This window comes from Geomonas anaerohicana (genome assembly GCF_016458305.1).
Lineage (GTDB): Bacteria > Desulfobacterota > Desulfuromonadia > Geobacterales > Geobacteraceae > Geomonas > Geomonas anaerohicana.
Genome location: NZ_JAEMHL010000001.1, coordinates 475,110 through 492,845 on the forward strand (window position 1 = coordinate 475,110; position 17,736 = coordinate 492,845).

Annotated in this window: 14 protein-coding genes; 5 read left to right on the forward strand and 9 right to left on the reverse strand. The window is 62.8% G+C overall.

The features are described 5' to 3' along the window. Positions 1-58 precede the first annotated feature (58 nt). On the forward strand, positions 59-967 hold the full coding sequence (locus tag JFN91_RS01980) for a hypothetical protein (protein WP_199387533.1): 909 nt from the start codon (positions 59-61) through the stop codon (positions 965-967). A 234-nt stretch (positions 968-1,201) separates the two neighbouring features. On the opposite strand, the gene JFN91_RS01985 is transcribed toward JFN91_RS01980, so the two are convergent. Next, positions 1,202-1,564, reverse strand: coding sequence for a winged helix-turn-helix transcriptional regulator (locus JFN91_RS01985; protein ID WP_199387534.1), 363 nt, complete (start codon positions 1,562-1,564; stop codon positions 1,202-1,204). A gap of 172 nt (positions 1,565-1,736) precedes the next feature. On the opposite strand from JFN91_RS01985, the gene JFN91_RS01990 reads away from it, so the two are divergent. Both JFN91_RS01990 and JFN91_RS01995 read left to right on the forward strand, forming a co-directional pair. Then, entirely contained in the window at positions 1,737-2,369 is a 633-nt protein-coding gene (locus JFN91_RS01990; RefSeq protein ID WP_199387535.1) for a flavodoxin family protein, read from the forward strand. A gap of 200 nt (positions 2,370-2,569) precedes the next feature. Next, the gene (locus JFN91_RS01995) at positions 2,570-3,394 is read left to right on the forward strand and encodes a nitroreductase family protein (RefSeq protein WP_199387536.1); all 825 of its coding nucleotides are present in this window, start codon (positions 2,570-2,572) and stop codon (positions 3,392-3,394) included. Positions 3,395-3,539: 145 nt separating this feature from the next. On the opposite strand, the gene JFN91_RS02000 is transcribed toward JFN91_RS01995, so the two are convergent. From JFN91_RS02000 to JFN91_RS02010, 3 genes are all read right to left on the reverse strand, one after another. Then, positions 3,540-5,102 (reverse strand): YiiX/YebB-like N1pC/P60 family cysteine hydrolase, encoded by a 1,563-nt coding sequence (locus JFN91_RS02000; protein WP_199387537.1) that lies wholly within the window; start codon positions 5,100-5,102, stop codon positions 3,540-3,542. A 196-nt stretch (positions 5,103-5,298) separates the two neighbouring features. Beyond that, positions 5,299-8,679 carry an acyl-[ACP]--phospholipid O-acyltransferase gene (locus tag JFN91_RS02005; RefSeq protein ID WP_199387538.1) on the reverse strand — a complete coding sequence of 1,127 codons (3,381 nt, stop codon included), beginning with the start codon at positions 8,677-8,679 and terminating at the stop codon, positions 5,299-5,301. Positions 8,680-8,694: 15 nt separating this feature from the next. Then, positions 8,695-9,687 carry an amidohydrolase family protein gene (locus JFN91_RS02010; RefSeq protein ID WP_199387539.1) on the reverse strand — a complete coding sequence of 331 codons (993 nt, stop codon included), beginning with the start codon at positions 9,685-9,687 and terminating at the stop codon, positions 8,695-8,697. 346 nt (positions 9,688-10,033) lie between these two features. Here JFN91_RS02010 and JFN91_RS02015 point away from each other — a divergent pair, with 346 nt between their 5' ends. Then, positions 10,034-11,506 carry a sigma 54-interacting transcriptional regulator gene (locus tag JFN91_RS02015; RefSeq protein WP_199387540.1) on the forward strand — a complete coding sequence of 491 codons (1,473 nt, stop codon included), beginning with the start codon at positions 10,034-10,036 and terminating at the stop codon, positions 11,504-11,506. A gap of 33 nt (positions 11,507-11,539) precedes the next feature. On the opposite strand, the gene JFN91_RS02020 is transcribed toward JFN91_RS02015, so the two are convergent. Both JFN91_RS02020 and JFN91_RS22460 read right to left on the reverse strand, forming a co-directional pair. Next, the gene (locus JFN91_RS02020) at positions 11,540-12,001 is read right to left on the reverse strand and encodes a type II TA system antitoxin MqsA family protein (RefSeq protein WP_199387541.1); all 462 of its coding nucleotides are present in this window, start codon (positions 11,999-12,001) and stop codon (positions 11,540-11,542) included. A gap of 10 nt (positions 12,002-12,011) precedes the next feature. Continuing rightward, on the reverse strand, positions 12,012-12,191 hold the full coding sequence (locus tag JFN91_RS22460; RefSeq protein ID WP_407932145.1) for a type II toxin-antitoxin system MqsR family toxin: 180 nt from the start codon (positions 12,189-12,191) through the stop codon (positions 12,012-12,014). A 362-nt stretch (positions 12,192-12,553) separates the two neighbouring features. On the opposite strand from JFN91_RS22460, the gene JFN91_RS02030 reads away from it, so the two are divergent. Continuing rightward, complete coding sequence (locus JFN91_RS02030) at positions 12,554-12,862, forward strand: TRL-like family protein (RefSeq protein WP_198424602.1); 309 nt, start codon at positions 12,554-12,556, stop codon at positions 12,860-12,862. Between the two features lie 61 nt (positions 12,863-12,923). Here JFN91_RS02030 and JFN91_RS02035 read toward each other — a convergent pair whose 3' ends face one another. From JFN91_RS02035 to JFN91_RS02045, 3 genes are read right to left on the reverse strand one after another with little or no spacing between them, the layout of a single operon-like run. Next, positions 12,924-13,871 carry a D-2-hydroxyacid dehydrogenase gene (locus tag JFN91_RS02035; RefSeq protein WP_199387543.1) on the reverse strand — a complete coding sequence of 316 codons (948 nt, stop codon included), beginning with the start codon at positions 13,869-13,871 and terminating at the stop codon, positions 12,924-12,926. After that, positions 13,871-14,668, reverse strand: a complete 798-nt coding sequence (locus JFN91_RS02040; protein WP_199387544.1) for a universal stress protein — start codon at positions 14,666-14,668, stop codon at positions 13,871-13,873. The genes JFN91_RS02035 and JFN91_RS02040 overlap by 1 nt, the downstream gene beginning before the upstream one ends. Further along, positions 14,668-17,736, reverse strand: a complete 3,069-nt coding sequence (locus tag JFN91_RS02045) for an NAD-glutamate dehydrogenase domain-containing protein (RefSeq protein ID WP_199387545.1) — start codon at positions 17,734-17,736, stop codon at positions 14,668-14,670. Before JFN91_RS02045 ends, JFN91_RS02040 begins: the two co-directional genes overlap by 1 nt.

Here is a 17,736-nt window from a genome sequence, read left to right on the forward strand (position 1 = left end):
ACACAAAGATGCGCCCTATGAGCTACCTACAACACCTACTGAGAGGATGGAGGACGACATGCGAAGATTGCGTTATGGCTTCATTGTACTGGGGTTGTTGTTCTGTCTGGCAACGACTGCGACAGCCTCGGTGAGCGTTGGCATAGGCATCGGTCTCCCCAACGTGAGCATAGGGATCAACCTGCCGGTCTATCCGGATCTGAGACCGATCCCCGGCTATCCCGTTTATTATGCACCCAACGTCTACGGCAACTACTTCTTCTACGACGGCATGTACTGGGTCTTCTGGAACGATGCCTGGTATGCGAGTTCCTGGTACAACGGCCCTTGGGCGTTGGTCGACCCGTACGTGGTGCCGGTCTACATCCTGCGCGTCCCGGTGCGCTACTATCGTGAACCGCCCCCCTATTTCCGCGGCTGGGTGCCGGATAGACCGCCGCGCTGGGACCGGCATTGGGGACGCGGTTGGGAAGAGCGCCGTCATGGCTGGGACCGCTGGGACCGCAGCCGTGCCCCGAGACGGGCGCCGCTCCCCACTTACCAGCGCAGCTACTCCGGTGACCGCTATCCGGCCCTCGATCAACAGCGCCGGCTGAACAGGGAAAGCTACCGCTACGAGCCGCGCAACCCCGCGGTGCGTCAGCACATGAGAGCTGTAGAACAACGTCCGCCGGCACCGGCACCCCGGCAGGAACGCCCCGATATGAGAGGGCCGGCAGCGGCACCACCGGCACAGATGCATCGTGGCCCGGAACATGAGCGCCAGGCGCCGATGAGGATGGAACCGCGTGCACCGCAAGGTGTCGAGCCAAGGCCGATGGAGCCCCGGCATGAGCCGCGGATGGAGCGGCAGGAGCGGATGCAGGAGCGCATGCCGATGGAAAGGATGGAAAGAGGTGGAGGTGGTGAGCGTGGCGGCGGTCCGGAACGTGGACGCGGCCAGGATAGAGATGACCGCGGCCGCTGATGCCGCACGTGATTAGCCCCCGACCCCGCCTGCTGCGGTGTCTTGTCGGCGAGAAAGTGCACCTCCCCCTGGAGGGGGGAGGCTGGGAGGGGGGAAGCCGGATCGAGCCGCTACGCTCCCCCTCCCTGTCCCTCCCCCTCAGGGGGCGGGAACGCTTCGGCAACTTTATCAGAAGCGCAAAGAGCCCCTCCCGGTATCGGGAGGGGCTCTTCTTTTGTGTCTGCTTCGGGTACGCTAGGCCTGGCTGCCAGTCTGCGCGTAGTTGCGTCCCCAGTCGCACATCATTTCCAGGATGGGGAAGATGGTCCGCCCCTGTTCGGTCAACGAGTACTCCACCTTGGGCGGGACCTGTGGGTAGACCTTTCTGTGCACCAGCCCGTCCATCTCCAGTTCGCGCAACTGCTGGGTGAGCATCTTCCTGGTGGTGTCGGAGAACTGCCGCTGCAGGTCGGAGAAGCGCATGGTCTCCTGCGCCAGGTGCCACAGGATGGAGGCTTTCCACTTACCGCCGACGAGCGCCAGCGTCACGTCGATGCCGCACTTGTACTCCCTGTCCCTTAGTGTCATAAGCTCCGCTGCCGCTTGATTCTGCTGCATAGTTTCCCCGCCTTTGTCGTGGTTTCCAAAAAGGTACTGTGTTTCGTTACAGGTACTACGTTTCAAAAAAGTTCGTTATTGACGATTTGGAACTAATGGTCCTATATAGCCCATCCGGCAAAAAAAGAAAAGCGTCCGGTTCACCCAGACCGGCTCAACGGGAGGAGCAGATATGAAAGTCGTCGCATTCAACGGCAGCCCCAACAAGGAAGGAAACACCTACCACGCCATCAAGCTGGTCGCCGCGGAACTTGAGCAACAAGGAATCGAGACCGAAATCGTCCATGTGGGCAACAAGGCCATTCGCGGCTGCATCGCCTGTTACCAGTGTGTGAAGAACCAGGATGAGCAGTGCGCCATCAAGGACGAGGTTAACGAGTGGGTGCAGAAGATGAAAGAGGCCGACGGCATCATCATCGGTTCCCCGGTACATTACTCCGGTGTCGGCGGCACCATGAAGTCCTTCCTGGACCGTGCCTTCTTCGTCGCCGGTGTCAACGGCGGCCTGTTGCGTCACAAGGTGGGGGCGGCCGTCGTGGCGGTGCGCCGCTCGGGCGGGGTCACCACCTTCGACGAACTGAACCATTTCCTTAACTACTCCGAGATGCTTTTGCCTACCTCCAACTACTGGAACGTCATTCACGGCAGGACGCCGGGCGAGGCGCTGCAGGACGGCGAAGGTATGCAGATCATGCGCGTCCTGGGTAAGAATATGGTCTGGCTCCTGAAGCTCCTGGAAAACGGCAAAGGCGTCGTACCCGAGCCGGAGCGTGAAGCGAAGGTAATGACCAACTTCATCAGGTAAGCCGGAAAAACTTGGAACCTGAAAGCGGTTACGCAAAGAACGCTGAGTATCCGCGAAGAACTCAAAGGAAAATCTTTATTTGGGGAAAGCATAAGGCTTTTAACCCGGTATTCAGATTCTCTTCGCGTTCTTCGCGCACCCTTCGTGTCCTTTGCGTAACTGCTTTTGACTTATTGCACTTAGGATTTTGAGGAGAGACCATGCTCGATTTCAAGGTTGCCAAAGATACATGTACCCGTTGCGGGTTGTGCGTCGCCGACTGCCCGGCCCACGTCATCGACACGGCAGACGGGTTTCCGTTGATCACCGCGGAGAAGGAAGCGGGCTGCTACCGCTGCCAGCACTGTTTCGCGGTCTGCCCGACCGGCGCGGTTTCCATTCTCGGGCTGGACCCGGGGAAGAGCACGCCGCTCACCGGCGACTGGCGCCCGGACCCGGCGCGACTTGAGACCCTGATCAAGGGGCGCCGCTCGGTGCGTCGCTACAAGCCGGAGAACCTGGAGCCGGAACTGATGCAGCGGCTCCTCGAAGTGGCGTGGCACGCGCCGACCGGGGTCAACACCCGGCAGGTCCGTTTCACCGTTATCGACGACCGCGATAAGCTGGCCGCGTTCCGCGAGGAACTCCTGGCAGGCATCAAGCGCCTGGTGCAGGATAACGCTCTTCCCGAAGGACTCGCCTTCTTCGCAGACTTCGTGAAGCTCTGGGAGGAGCAGGGAGTGGACGTTTTGTTCCGCGGGGCTCCGCACCTGCTGGTGGCGTCGGTGTCGAGCAAGGCCGTATCGCCGCTGCAGGATTGCGTCATCGCGCTCAGCTACTTCGAACTCTTCGCCCAGACCAACGGCGTCGGGACCGTCTGGGACGGGCTCGCCAAGATCGCCATCGCCGACCTGGTGCCGGAAGCGCAGGCGACCCTGGGGATTCCGGAGGATCATACCCTCGGTTACTGCATGGCCTTCGGCAAGCCCGCCGTCCAGTACGCCCGCACCGTGCAGCATCGCGGGGCGCTGATCCACAGGGTTTAGTAAGGCAAATCCCCCCTGTCCCCCCTTTCACAAGGGGGGGACGCGGGGGCTCCTGCAGCGCGAAAAGGGGACTGGCTCCGCCAGGTGCCTGTCCCCTTTTCCTATTTCCTCCCGCCCCCGGAGGGGGAGGGCTGGGGAGGGGGAATCATCGTGCCGCTTGGCTCCCATTATTGACTCCCATCAGCTTGGCCATGGTGTCCAACTGGTTGCCCGTAACCCGGCTCCCCTCGTGGTAGAAGGTCACCAGTTGTAGCGATCCACCTTTGACCGCCTTGATGGCCACGTCGTCGGGCGTGAAGGTGGTGCGCCCGAGCGATTTCTTGGTGGGCCAGTCGATCCCGCTGTAGCTCAGGTAAACCAGCTTGGAGCAGTAGACCCGCCCCTTGGACTCCACGTCGAAGTTGAAGTCGTACGGCTTGCCCACCTGGCGCAACGCCTGGATCACCATGTTGGCTCGCTCGGAGCGGGTGGCCCCGGTCTTGCGCATGATGCCGATGCTGTCGATGTTGAGGAAGTGCTGCACGGTGTTCATCTCGACGCCGGAGCGCAGCGCCTCGACCACCTCATGGCCGCTTCTGATCTGCTCCTGGTAGGGGCGCACCACGGGGTGATCCCAGATGCCCAGATCCTTCAGCTCCGCCTCGCTGCCGGTCCAGACCGCAGCATGTCCCCAGTAGCCAGGGATAAGCTTGTCGGTCAGACGGAAGGGTGTCTTCTCCAGCAGGATATCCCCAGCTTGCAGCGTCTTCTGCATTTCGGTCCGCACGTCCTCGCGGCCATAAAGCTTCCCCTTGCGGGTTTCGACCAGTCCCACCGCATTGCCGAAGATCATGCTGAACAGGCTGGTTCCTTCCCGCTCCAGCCCGAGCACCGTGTCGGTGGTCACCGCTCCGAAGAAGCCGAGCTTGCGCCCCACCACGTAGAACGGCGACCACTTCTTCACCATATCGTAGGAGGGGCTCTGCTTGATCAGCGTGGAGACGTAGTCCATGGCCAGCGTGTCCGACGAGAAAGGAGACTTGCGGATCTGCTTCTCGTAGAACTTGATGGCCTTGCGTACCCTTTGCCGGTTGGAGATGGAGTCGTAGCTCATGGTCACCTTGGCGAGCTCGGCGCTCCTCACCGCGTAGCCGGGATCGCGTTCGTTGAGGATGCGGCGCAGTTTGCTGTCCCCTTCGAACAGGGACACGGCGAGCAGGTAGTTGTCGTAGAGGACCAGGGCCGAAGAGAGCGAGAGCATCACGCCTTTCAGCCGGCTTTCCGGGGTGATGCCGAGCGTAGCCATCTCCTTCTCGCCGGCATCCAGCCAACACTCGTGCGCCTCAGCCAGGGCGAGCAGTTTCTGGCGCAGCGCCATGTGCTGGATGATCCCCTGGTTGATGAGGGCGAGGTCGTCGCCGGTGAGCGGCTTGCCCTGGTCCATCTCCTGCTTGATGCGCACGCCGGTCTTGATGGTCTCGGCCCTTAGCGAAAGGGCCTCTTCCGCCAGGGTGCGGAACTCGGTCAGTTCCCTGGTCAGCCCCTGTTCGACCGATGCCTTGCCGCAGCCGTGCGCGGCCAGGAAGTGCCCGGCGCAGGTTTTATTGGACTCGCCTTCGCTGCAAAGCCCCTTTTGTGCCAGGTCTTTAAGCGAGTCGCCGGCGCGGACGGGGAGGGCGCAGGAAAGGGTGATGAGCAAAGCGAGTAGGATGTAGAGCCGCAGTTTCATTGAAATCCTCCAGCAGAGCTCCCTCTCCCTCCGGGAGAGGGCTGGGGTGAAGGCGTTGCGATGATTGACTCTGTTGCCGAGTGGCAGCGCCCTCACCCGGCCTTTCGGCCACCCTCTCCCAGGGGGCGAGGGGATGGACGGATAGTGAGTATCAGCCAAACGCGGCAAAGATACCGGCACTTTACTGCCGTGACAACTAATTTGTTGCCGCGAGCGCCAGTTCCTTGAGCCCCTTCAGGTCGAGCTTGCCGGTGCCGAGGATGGGAAGGCTCTCCACCTCGATATAGCCGTCGCGTCCAGGCTTCCAGAGGTTGGGGAGCTCGCTCTCGGAGAGAAGCCGGGCCAGGGTGGCCGCATCGGTGGTGCCGCGGGTGTAGATCACCACCAGCCGCTCTCCCTTTTTCTCGTCCGGGACCGCGGTTACCGCCAGGATCCCGGTCTGCCCCAGCCTGCCGTGCAGCTCGTCCTCCACCGCGCCGTGCGGGACCATCTCGCCGCCGATTTTGCTGAAGCGCGAGATGCGGTCGGTGATCCTGATGAAGCCGTCATCGTCCATGATGCCGAGGTCCCCGGTGGCGTACCAGCCGTCCCGCACCACCGCTGCGGTCTGTTCCTCTTTCCCGAGGTAGCCCACCATCACGTTTGGTCCCTTCACCTCGATCATCCCGGTTTGCCCCGGTTTGAGGATGGCGCCGCTTTCCGTATCGACCACGCGGATCGCCACGCCCGGGATCGGGTGCCCGACGCTCCCCTCCTTGGCACCCAGCTGGCGCACCCCGTCGATCTCCACGTCCGGCAGGCTCAGCGAGATGACCGGGGAAAGCTCCGTCGCGCCGTACCCTTCCATGGGGCGCACCCCGAATTTCTCCTCGAAGCTGTCGGCCACCTTGCTTTTCAGCTTCTCGGCGCCGGTGATCACCAGCCGTAGCGAGGCGAAGTCCTCGCGCTTGGCGCGACGCAGGTAGGAAAGCAGGAAGGTCGGCGTCGCCAGGAGCAGGGTCGACTTGTGCTCCCGCACCACCTGGGCGATCTTCTCGCCGTCGAGCGGGTTCGGGTGGTATGCCGCGGAGAAGCCGCTGGTGAGCGGGAACCAGAGCGTCGCCGTGAAGCCAAGGGAGTGGAAGAAGGGGAGGGCGGAGCAGATGTTGTCGTTCAGGTCCACCCGGAACACCATGCGCAGCGCCTCGATGTTGGACATGATGTTGTGGTGGCTCAGCATCACCCCCTTGGGCTCGCCGGTGCTCCCCGAGGAGAAGATGACGGTGGCGCTCTTGTCGGCGTGGAAGCCGTTGCTCCGGCACAGTAGCGACGCCGGGAAGAGGCGTGCCTTGAAGAGGGCGACGAGCTTGTCCAGTCCTGAGATGGTCGGGGCGATGTCCTCCAGGCAGATCATTCCTTCCAGCTGCGGCAGCGTGGGCATCTTTTCCAGGAAACTGCGCGACGTGATCACGGTACGGATGCCGCATTGATCGATTGCGGAGCGCAGGGACGCCTCGGAGGCGGTGAAGTTGAGGTTGACGGTGACCCGCCCCAGCATGGAGAGCGCCAGGTTGGCCAGCACCCCGCCCGCTGACGCGGGGAGCAGAAGCCCCGCATGCTCCTCGGGACCGATCAGTCGCTCCAGCTTGCCCGCCAGCGCCACGGCGCCGACCAGGGTGCGGCCGTAGTTCAGGTCTTTGCCGGAGGTGTCTGCCACGGCGCGGCGGCTCCAGTACTGGCGTGCGGTGCGGATGAAGTATTCCGGCAGCGGCCTCCTTTGCTCCTTGCGGGAGGCGAAGTAGTCACAGGAGAGTTCGGCTACCTTCTGGCGCACCTCGACGGCGGGGCTGGTGGCGGGCATCGCCGTGCCGAACAGGATGGTTACCGGGTACGGGGAGAACGCGGGCAGCCGCGACAGGAGTTTGCCGTGGGCGTAGGAGAGGATGCTCCCCCAGGCGCCGCCGATGTAGACCGGGATGATCGGGTGGCCGCTGTCCTTCACGATGCGCTCGAAGCCGCCGCGGAACTCGCCCAGCATGCCGTTCCTGGTCAGGGCGCCTTCGGCGAAGATGCAGACCATGTACCCTTCGTCCAGGGCGGCACGGGCCCGCTTGATGAATTCCAGCATCTCGCGCCTGCCGTCGGTCGAGGAAACCGGGATCACCCCCATGAGTTTGAACAGGCCGCGCAGCACCGGCGTGTTGTAGATGCTGCGTTCCATGACGAAGCGGATGCGGCGCTGGCAGGTGGCGGTGAGGAGCAGCGCGTCGACCCAGGTGACGTGGTTGGGGATCAGAAGGGCCGGCCCCTCCACGGGCAGGTTGTCCTGGCCGATAATGCGCAGGCGGTAGAAGATGCGCATGGTCACCAAGGCGATGAAGCGGAGCAGAAAGTCCGGTAGGATCCGGAAGGAAAGGATGGTGAGCGCCAAGGTCAGCGCCCCTATGATGCTGAACCCCTGCGCGGCGGAGAGTCCCAGCGGCCCGCTGAAGAGCCAGGTGAGGCCCGAGGCGAACAGGATGCCGATCCAGTTGATGAAGGTCGAGGCCGCCAGTACTTCGCCGCGCATGGAGGCGTCGGCGCGCAGCTGGATGAAGGTCTGCAGCGGCAGGCTGAAGACGCCGGCGGAGATGCCGAAGCAGACGATGACGGCGAGGCTGACCGGGAGGCTGGCCGGCAGTACGTGCAGCAGCCACGGTGACAGGGTGAGGCCGGCGGCGCCCAGCGGGACGATGCCGAACTCGACGTCGCGGCCGGAGAGCTTGGCGGCGAGCAGCGAGCCGAGACCGATACCGAGCGCCGCCGCCAGGAAGAGGTAACCGCTATGGGTCTCCGAGAGCCCGAGCCGCTCCATGCCGTAGCCGATCAGGTTGAGTTGGGCGAAGGCACCGATGAACATGAACCAGGCCAACCCGATGATGGCGAGCATGAGGTGGCGGTCGCGGCTCACGCCCCTGATGGTGCGCAGGATCTCGGTCGGGAGCAGCGCCACCGGGTGGTTGGCGTCGCAGTGCTCGCTCTTCCCGATCAGGCGGGCCGAGCAGAGGCCGGCGACCGCGATGGCGAGGCAGAAAAGCGCTGCCACCCAGAAACGTCCGTCGACCAGTTGGGCCAATCCGGAGGCCAGTCCGGTGCCGACGATGATCGCCATGAAAGTGCAGGATTCCATAGCCCCGTTGGCCCGGGAGAGTTCTTCCTTGGCCACCAATTCCGGGAGGATGCTGTACTTCGCGGGAGCGAAGAAGGTGCTGTGGGCGGCCATCAGGAAGGCGACCAGGTAGAGGGCCTGCTCCAGGCGCAGGGCGAAGGCCGCGACCGCCAAGAGCGTCACCAGGACTTCGACCAGCTTCACGTTCACGATCAGCTTCGCTTTCGGGAACCGGTCGGCGAGGCAACCGGCCGGTGCCGAGAAGAGCAGGAAGGGGAGCACGAAGGCCGCGCCTACCGTGGCGGTGACGGCGCCGGCATGGGCGCGCCCGTGGCTGCCGATCAGGAAGAAGATGATCAACAGCTTCAGGATGTTGTCGTTCAGCGCCCCGAGGAACTGGGTGGTGTTGAGCCAGGCGAATGATTTCGATGAGGTGGTGTCGGTGCTCATGGCGGTGCTCCTGGGCTAAAGCCTGATGATCGAATTGGCGTTAAAGAAGATCTGCTCCGGGACGCCCAGCGCTTCCTTGAGGGCGACGTCCTGGTCCCACGGGTTGGGGACCTGCGCGATCTGCAGCATGCGCCGCGGCGAGAGCCGGTTAGGGAACCCCAAGGGGGTGACCGCCGCCGTGTTGGGGATGGGCATGTCGGTGCCGTAGAGGAGCCGGCCGAACAGTTCCGGGTGCTTGAGCAGGCGCTGCAGGTGGGTCAGCCGGTTCAACTGCGTGAGCGCGGAGATGTCCGCGTACAGGTTGGCGTACTCGCCGCAGAGTCTGAGGAAGCGGCGGTGGTTGCTCTCGCCGTGGTTTCTACCGTTACTGGCCGCGTGGGCAGCGATGACGTTGACGCCGAGGCTGAGCGGCAGCCTCAGACGCTCCGGGTCCGCCAGTTCGTTGCGGACTGCGGTGAAGGATTTCTCCGAGCCGGTGTGGGTGAGCAGCGGCAAGCCAAGCTCCACAAGTTTCAGGTAGAACGGCGTCAGGCTCCGGTCGGCCGGGTCGAAGTGCTGGATGGAGGGGAGCCACTTCACCAGCACCGCGCCGTCCGCCGCCGCCCGCTCCAGGCGCTCCAGCGCGTCGCGGCGCAGGGGATTGATGCTGGCGCCGAAAAGGAGGTTCGGGTATTTGGCCGTCTCCGCCGCCACGAACTCGTTGGGGATGAACATCTCGGTCTGCGAGCGGTCCAGTTTCCCCTTGTCGTCCACAGCGCCGTCCATGGCCAGGATGACCGCTGCAGTCACCCGCTTCGAGGTGATCAGGCTCTGCGACGTGCGCCGCATGACCAGCCCGTCCCCTTCCTTGAGCAGTTCCTGTTCCGTCACGCCGAAGGCTTTCAGGAACACTCTGTATCTCCAGCTCCTGCGCATGGCGGGTGAGATGAAGCAGCCACTGTTTCCCGCACCGATGCCGGCGGTGTGGCAGTGGATGTCGATGATGCCTTTTGCTGTGGTGGTGTCCATGTCATTCTCCTGCTAGGTCGGTTTTGGGAAGGGGACTGGCTCCGCCAGGTGCCTGTCCCCCTTAATGCTGCCCCTTAATGCCTAGGGAAGCAGGCTGAGCTGAAAGGAGCGTACCGCAAGAGGGACAGGCACCTAACGGAGCCAGTCCCTTCTGCTATCCCTTGCAACACCATCCGCTGATAGAGCCTTCTTTTACAGATACTATGCCAATTGTGGAACAACGAAGAGTGCAGGTGTAACTGTCTGATTCTGTGCTGGTAGTCGAAAAGAGGCCGCTTCGTGCTGTAAACACAGCTTGACATTTGGTGTACATAGATAATACATAAAATGTATGACTGCTACCAAAATGACTGATCAAGAATGGGCTTTCCTGGAAACAGTTGCGCGGGCCGCCTTTGCCAATCCTTTCGGCGAGACCAGGGGCGATCTCGATTTCGCCATCGGAGGCGCGCCGCGCGGGTCTTCGTCTGAAGAGATCCTGGAGTCGGTGCTGAGCCGGGTAGCGACGCAGGTGGAGAGCCTGCGCCGGCGCGGGCTGGCGGATCTGAAGGGGCAGCGGGATAACCGGCGCGAGGTGCTGCGCCGGTTCTGCCTGTTCCACGTTTTTCACCGGCACGTCGATCACTTCGACCGGCTCATCCAGGCGCAGTTGCAGGAGGGAGACAAGCCCTGCCGCGTCAGCTTCGCCCGGCAGGCCTTGGAGGAGTTGTCCGGTTTCGGCCTTACCACTGAAGAGGCGGAGCGGACCTTTGCCGTATTTTACCAACTGCGCCGCGCCTTTTACTTCATAAGGAACGGGCTGGTGGGGAGCTCACCTTCCATGAAAGCGCTGCGCCGCCACCTCTGGGACTGCGTCTTTACCCACGACGTGCGCTGGTTCGAGGCAGGGCTGTGGAACCGCATGGAGGAGTTTTCTATCCTGCTGCTCGGGGAGACGGGGACCGGCAAGGGGGCTGCTGCGGCCGCTATCGGGCGCTCCGGCTTCATCCCCTACGACCCGGCCCGGAACGGCTTCAGCGAGAGCTTCACCCGCAACTTCGTGGCCATCAACCTTTCTCAGTACTCCGAGGGGGTGCTCGAATCCGAACTCTTCGGCCACAAGAAGGGTTCCTTCACCGGTGCCGTCGAGAACCACGAGGGGCTTTTCAGCCGTTGCGCCCCGCATGGTGTCATCTTCCTGGACGAGATCGGAGACGTCAGCATCCCTGTGCAGATCAAGCTCTTGCAGGTGTTGCAGGAGCGGGTTTTCTTTCCGGTCGGGAGCCACGAGCCCCGGCGCTTCAGCGGCCGCATCGTGGCGGCCACCAACCGGCCTCTCGACGAGATGATGGTCAACGGGAAGTTCCGGGAAGACCTTTACTACCGTCTATGCTCCGACGTGGTCACCATTCCGCCCCTGCGCCAGCGTCTGCAGGAGGAGCCCGCAGAGTTGGAGCACCTTTTGGATGCGATCCTGCGTCGCATCGCCGGACAGCCCGTTTCGGGGCGGGAGCGGCAATTGGTGCAGAAGGTGTTGCAGCGCGATGTGGGGCGGGAGTACGACTGGCCGGGCAACGTCAGGGAGTTGGAGCAGGCCGTGAAGCGGATCATCCTCACCGGTCGCTACCAGGGCGTGCAGCGGGAAAAGGGGAAGGGGGATGCGATGGAGCGTCTGGCCGCAGGGCTCAGGGACGGCGCGCTCAACGCCGAGGAAGTGTTAGCCGCCTACTGCGGGCTTCTCTACGACACCCATGGCACCTACGAAGAAGTCTCCCGCCGCACCCAGCTCGATCGGCGTACGGTGAAGAAGTATGTGCAGATGTGTGGGCGTGAACAGTGAAGCAACTGGGCTAGGCTCGGCGGTCCCGTGAGGTCAAGGGGCCGGGGCTGTTTTCCTGCGTTGGGGGCGAGTGGGTAGGTCCCGGGAGAAACGGCCCTGCAACGGCAATTCTTGCATTTCCTTGAGCAACTCCGGGTGCCTTTCGATTAGTTTTAGGAGCTTCACTACGGGAGCGGGGGGGCGGGTTTCGCCTCTTTCGTAACGTGAAAATGCCACTTTACCTACACCGAACGCTTCAGCCAATTCGGATTGCGTCAGCTTTAATTCCTTCCTTATTCGCCTGATATCGGAACTGACGTCCTCTTTAACTGTACGCAGCAACATGTCCTGCGCTTCCGTATAGCGGCGATAGCTTTGCTCATCCCAGACCCCCTCGTCGCAGGCGCTGCAGAACTGTCCCCGCATTCCGGTCAAGGTCATTACTTCTCCTCCGTACCGAAGGGTCTCTTCACGAACTTCTGCCACCATATCCTTGCCACACGCTGGGCACTTCATAATCAACCTCTCATTTCTTCTTGAATTGGATCACGGGCGGACCCTCTTCAGACCAAGTTACCTTTATATAGACGACAACACCCGTGTCGGTTGTGCAATGATAAACATCCTGCCATTGTCTCGGGTCAGCGAAGGTTGTCATGGACTTGTAGAAATTCTGCCTTCTCAAGGTACACACGACTTGCCGCATCTCAGCTTCCGTCAGCCCGAGAGCCAGCCCGCCACGCAAGGGCGGTCACCGTGAAAGGCCGACTTTGTGGATCGGCCACCATGGCCTGGATAAGTGACAGCGGGTAATGTGGCGTGCGCTTCTCCATGCCAGATGTTATACACGTGCCGCCAATTAGTCAAATTGATAAAAAACCTAAGTCGTCTACCTTGTTCTTCCCTCAGGCAAATCGAAAAAATACTTTCAAAAACTTGAATATATGTTTCACGCGTGCTATGGTCTCCCGCGTTAAGTTGTCAAGATCATTGTCAGTCGTAGCGAAAGCTGACGCTGCGGTGACCTCGGGGACGTGAGATGAAAAATTTTGTTATGAGGAGGAAGCAGTGAAGAAGATTCTTTATGCAGGTCTGTTGGCTGGTTTTGGGATCATGTCCGGTTGTGCCTCTCCTTTCCCGATGGGCGCCCTCTACACCGAATTGAAGCTTCCGGTTGCGGCTACCGCAAACGGCGGCGAGAGAAAGCACGGCACTGCCGAGTGCAAGAGCGTGCTGGGCCTCGTGGCTACCGGCGATTGCAGCATCGAGACCGCCAAGAAAAACGGTGGCATCAGCAAGGTTTCCACCGTGGACTGGGAAGGCAAAAACGTCCTCGGTATCTTCGGTGAGTACAAGCTGCACGTCTACGGCGAATAAGCAGACAAAACATGAAAAAAACGAAGCCGGGCTCCCCAAGGGATGCCCGGCTTTTTTTGTGTCAGACCACCAGGTTGCGCGGGTGGCCGAGAACGAAACCTTCCACGTTCCCGATCACCTGCTCGGCCAGGGTGGCCAGGGAACGGTCGCTGATCCAGGCCACGTGCGGCGTGACGATCAGGTTGGGCTGTTTCAGGTCCAGCAGGGGAGAACCGTCACGTGGCGGCTCCTGGGTCAGGACGTCGAGCCCGGCACCGGCGATTACGCCTTCCTCCAATGCCTTGGCCAGCGCCGCTTCGTCCAGCAGCCCGCCCCGGCCGCAATTGACCAGGATCGCGTGGCGCGGCATCGATTTAAGCTCCGCCTCCCCAATCATGCCGCGGCTCTCCTCGGTAAGGGGGCAGAGCAGCACCAGTACGTCGCTCTGGGCCAGAACCTCCTCGAACGGCGTCCGGTCGGCGCGCACTTCCACCGCTCCCTTTCTTTCCGCGTAGAGCACCTCCATGCCGAAGGCCTCTCCCAGCGCTGCCACCGCGCTCCCCAGCGCGCCTACCCCGATGATGCCGAGCTTGGCCCCGGAAAGCGACCGCGGCATCGGCTCCACCTGAACCAGGTATCCTTCCGAACGCTGCCAGGCGCCCCCCTGGACCACGTCATGGTAGGCAAGCAGGTTGCGCCGCAGGGCAAGGATCAGGGAGAAGACGTGTTCCGGGACGCTCACCGACCAGTTGCGCACGTTGGTCACCGCGATTCCCTGGTGGCGGCAGACGTCAACATCGACGTGGTCCACCCCGGTGGCGGCGACGGCGATCAGGCGCAGATTCGGCAATTCCGCCAGGTGCTCGGCGGTGATGGCGACCTGGTCCGTGATGGCGATGGTCGCATCGGCAAGACGCTCCACCACCTCATCGGCTCGCGTGTCCGTGTATTCCTGCCACTGGTGCGGGAAGCACGGGGTGCGCAGCGGCACCGAGATGCCGCCGCGATCCAGAAAGACGATCCTCTCCATCAATGCGACATGAGGACCGGGATGGTCATGTGGTTTAGCACGTGTTTGGCGACGTCGCCCAGCACGTAGTTGCCGAAGTGCAGATCGGCGTAGGCGCCCATCACGAGGAGATCGCTCCCCTCGTCCGAGATGCGGTTCAGGAGCACGTCGCCCACATGCAGTTCGGTGATGAGGCTGGTTTCGACCTCTGCCTTGACGCCGTGCGCGGCGAGATAGCGGCGCAGGCTCTCCAGGTCCGCCTCTTCTCCCTGGCTCGGGTTGACTTCGAAGATGTGGGTGGACGCAGCGGCCTTCAGGAAGGGAACGGCGTCGGTGAGTGCACGGGACGACTCACGCCCCGATTTCCAGGCCACCAGGACCTTGTCGCCAACGCTGCTGTACTTGCCGGTGTAAGGGACGATCAGGACCGGCTTGCCGGAACCGAAGACCACCTTCTCCGGGAGGAAATCGGTGGCGCGGCGCTCGGAGGAACCGTGCTCGCTCTGCCCCACGACGACGAGGTCGGCGAAGGTGGCGTAGTGGTTGATCGCTTCGACCACACCCCCCAGCACCTTGGCGTCGACAGTGACCCATTCGCCCTTCACGTCGGCGGCAGCGATCTTCTCGCTGAAGAGACGCGCCAGTTCTTCGGTGGTGTCCTGGTCGTGGTCCCGGCGCAGCGGGAGCAGGTGGTGCGGCTGTACCTTGAGCCCGATTAACCCCGCGCGGTGCCGCTTGGCGAGGTTGAGGGCGAGGTCGAGCCGGTCGGCGGAATGGTCGGGATCATCCATGAACACAAGAATCTGTTTCAGCTCCATCAGGTTGCGCCTCCTTGATAAGTGAGCGTGACGTGCTCGGTCGCTGGTGCTGCGGATGTGGTCGGTAAAGTCCTGTCCAAGGCGGCGAAATTGCGCAGCAGGTGCCCCTTGATCATCTCCTTGAAGTCCGCCTCCTGGTCGCCGCGGTAGACCAGCGACGAGGCGATCTCGGCGGCAAGGATGGCGTAACGGCACTTGGCGGGCAGGCGGTCCAGCCGGGTGCGGTACTCGGGCTCGCGCAGCATGGCGGGGAGGTGCGCCAAAATAGCCTGCCGGAATACCTGCTCGTCGCACAACTCCGGGTTTCTCTGGAAGAAGGAGAAGAGCCGCGCGTAGTGCCCGTTGATCTCGTGGCTGATCGCCTCGGAAATCTCGGTGTAGGTGAAGCTGCTCCCGGCCTCGCGGTGGCGCCGGAAGATGAGCTGCGCCTCGTCGCGGGCCCGCTGCTCAAGGATCTGCAGCACATCGCCGACGTAGCGTTCCTTGTGCTGCAGGAACTCCTCCTCGGAGAGCATCAGGTTGGCAATGATCTCGTAGGAGGATGAGATGACGCCGCACTTGTTGGCCGAGGCGTCGCGCATGATGACGATGCCGCGGCGCTGCATCTGGGTCCTCGCCTCCGGCGTGATGAAGGAGTTGGCCCCCTCGACGATGGCGCGGGTGGTGGGTGTGCCGTCCTCGCGGAAAAAGCGCGCCCAGTTCTCGGCGTCGATGGTCTCCGGGCGCCCGCCGGCCGGGATGAAGAGGTCGGTGGGGACGGAGAAGAGGAGGTTGCCGAACTCGCGGTGGAACTGGTCCGTGGTGACCCACTGCTCCTCGACGCCCAGGCCCGTGCTCACTGCCCGCTTGAACAGTTCGCGCAGGCCGTCGGTGCGGCGCTGGTTGCGGTACAGGATGAAGCCGCCCGGGTGCAGACGTTTGGGGTCGAAGGCATCGAGGTCTTGCTTCAGGACGATGCGGGCCAGTTCCTCATGGTCCATACCTTCCGGGTCGAAGATGGCGCCACTGCCGTCCAGGATCAGCTTGATGCAGGCCTGCGGGGAGCGCTCCAGCATGATGCGCAGGGCGTTGCCGGCCACGTCGCCGCTGGGGCCGCCGGTCAGTTTCACGCTGAAGCGGTCGCGCCGGATGTCGATCCCCAGCTCGCGCATGGTGGTCTCGGCGAACTGCATCACGCCGGTGGAGGTGACGCCGTACTCTTTATGGTTGATGCCGACCCGCTTGCTGGATATGAGGCCGATGCCGAGCAGGTAGCCCCGTTTCAGCGACTGGCGCGCGATCATCTCGATCATCACGTCGTGCATGTTCTCGTCGGGGCCGATTTCGATCGGTTCGTCCTCGCCGTAGTAGTCCACGACACGCGGGTCGCGGGCCCGGCCGCCGTCGGTGACGAAGATGTCCAGGAAGGCGTTGATGAAGCCGAACTGCAGCTTGTACAGGCGCTGCGTGGAGAGGTCGTGTGCCTCGAGGCGGGCGGCGTCGAGCACCACCACCATCTTCGAGCCGCCCTCGTAGATGTCCTTGTTCTTCAGGTGCTGGGTGTGCGCCAGCACGTAGACCTCGCGGAACAGGGTGCTCGCCGAGGTGACGTAGTCGTCGCGATTCTTGGTGATGATGGTGCGCCAGCCGCCGCGGGCGATGTCGGAGAAGCCGATGTGGTAGCCACAGCCGTAGCGTCCGAAGAAGAAGGTGATGCGGAACGGCAGCTCCGGCGGCAGGTCCGCGGTGAACTCGGGCGCCAGTTCGGCAAGGTAGGCCGGGTCGAGCCGGAAGGCCAGCGCATGCTTCTCACGCACGTAGAAGTTGGTCTTCAGCGTGTTGCGGATGAAGGCAATGGCGCAGCGGAAGATGGAGCGGCGCAGGTCGTCGATGTAGCGGTGCCCGGTGTTGTACGACTCGACGAAGCGGACCGTCTCTTCCAGGGTCTTCTTGTAGAACTCCTCGCGCAGGGATAACCCCGGCTGGAAACGGGTCCTAAACAGCTTGGCGAGCTGCAGGGCGATGTCCGGGTGGGAGTGGAACGCGAGCCGCACCTCTTCGTGGCTAAAGGGGTCGGGGTGGTGATGGGCCAGGTTGGTGTGGCAGAAGGCGATGAAGGCGTTCACCAGGCTCGCCTCTTCCCCGGTCATCACCTGGGTGGTTACGAACCTGCGGTAGGTCGTCGAGGCGGTGGAGAGGATCTGGGTGTTGTAGAGCTCCATCTGCAGCCGGTCGAAGAGTTCGCTCCCCTTGGAAAGAAGTGCTTCGCCGCCGCGCTTTCTGACGTAGAAGGTGCCCAGGAAGTAGGGATGCACGCCGTTGGAGATGGTCAGGCAGTAGGCGCGCTGCACCCCGAAGTCGAGCCGGTTGAAAACCTCCATGGTCTGCAGCAGGAAGTCGTTCTGGGGCGGGTTGCCGACCGCGAAGAGGACGCGGGTTTCGGCATCGGGGCCGGAGTCCTCGGTTTGCTCGACGTCGAGGAAGATCCCCCCCTGGCGGTTACCCTCCTGGAAGACCCAGAGGAGCTGGGCCACCCGGTTCGGGGGGGAGATGCGCACGTACTGTTCATTGTTGAGCCACAAGAGTCGCAGAAGCGGATCGAGCTGGTTCATGTCGAACAGCGAATAGCGGCTTTGCAGCGCCTGGACGATCCCCTCTTTTATGGCGGGGGGGATCGCCGGCGCCGGCGCGTTGGCGATCTCGCCATGCTCCTTACGGTCGAAGTCGAAGCGCTGCACCTCGAGCCCCTGCTCCAAGCCCGGTACGAGGCCGCGCGAGTGGGTGAACTCGGCGTAGGAGATGTCGCGCTCCTGCAGCGTGCGCAGGGTGTCGTACAGCGAGCCGGGCTGGTTCAGACGGGCGAGGATCAGCGTCTTCGCACGGTCCGCCACGGTGAGCTTCTGGTTGTGGGCCAATGTTCTCAGCCCCACCGCCAGCGCGTGCACCGCCTCGGCTTCCTCCTGCATGGTGATGAAGAAGTAGGAGTCCATCTGGCCCTGGAGCCAGGCAAGGTTGTCCCTGGTGCACCCCTCGTTGGCCCCGATCAGGCGGTCAACAGCGGCGAGCACATTCCCCTCGGCGGCGCACAT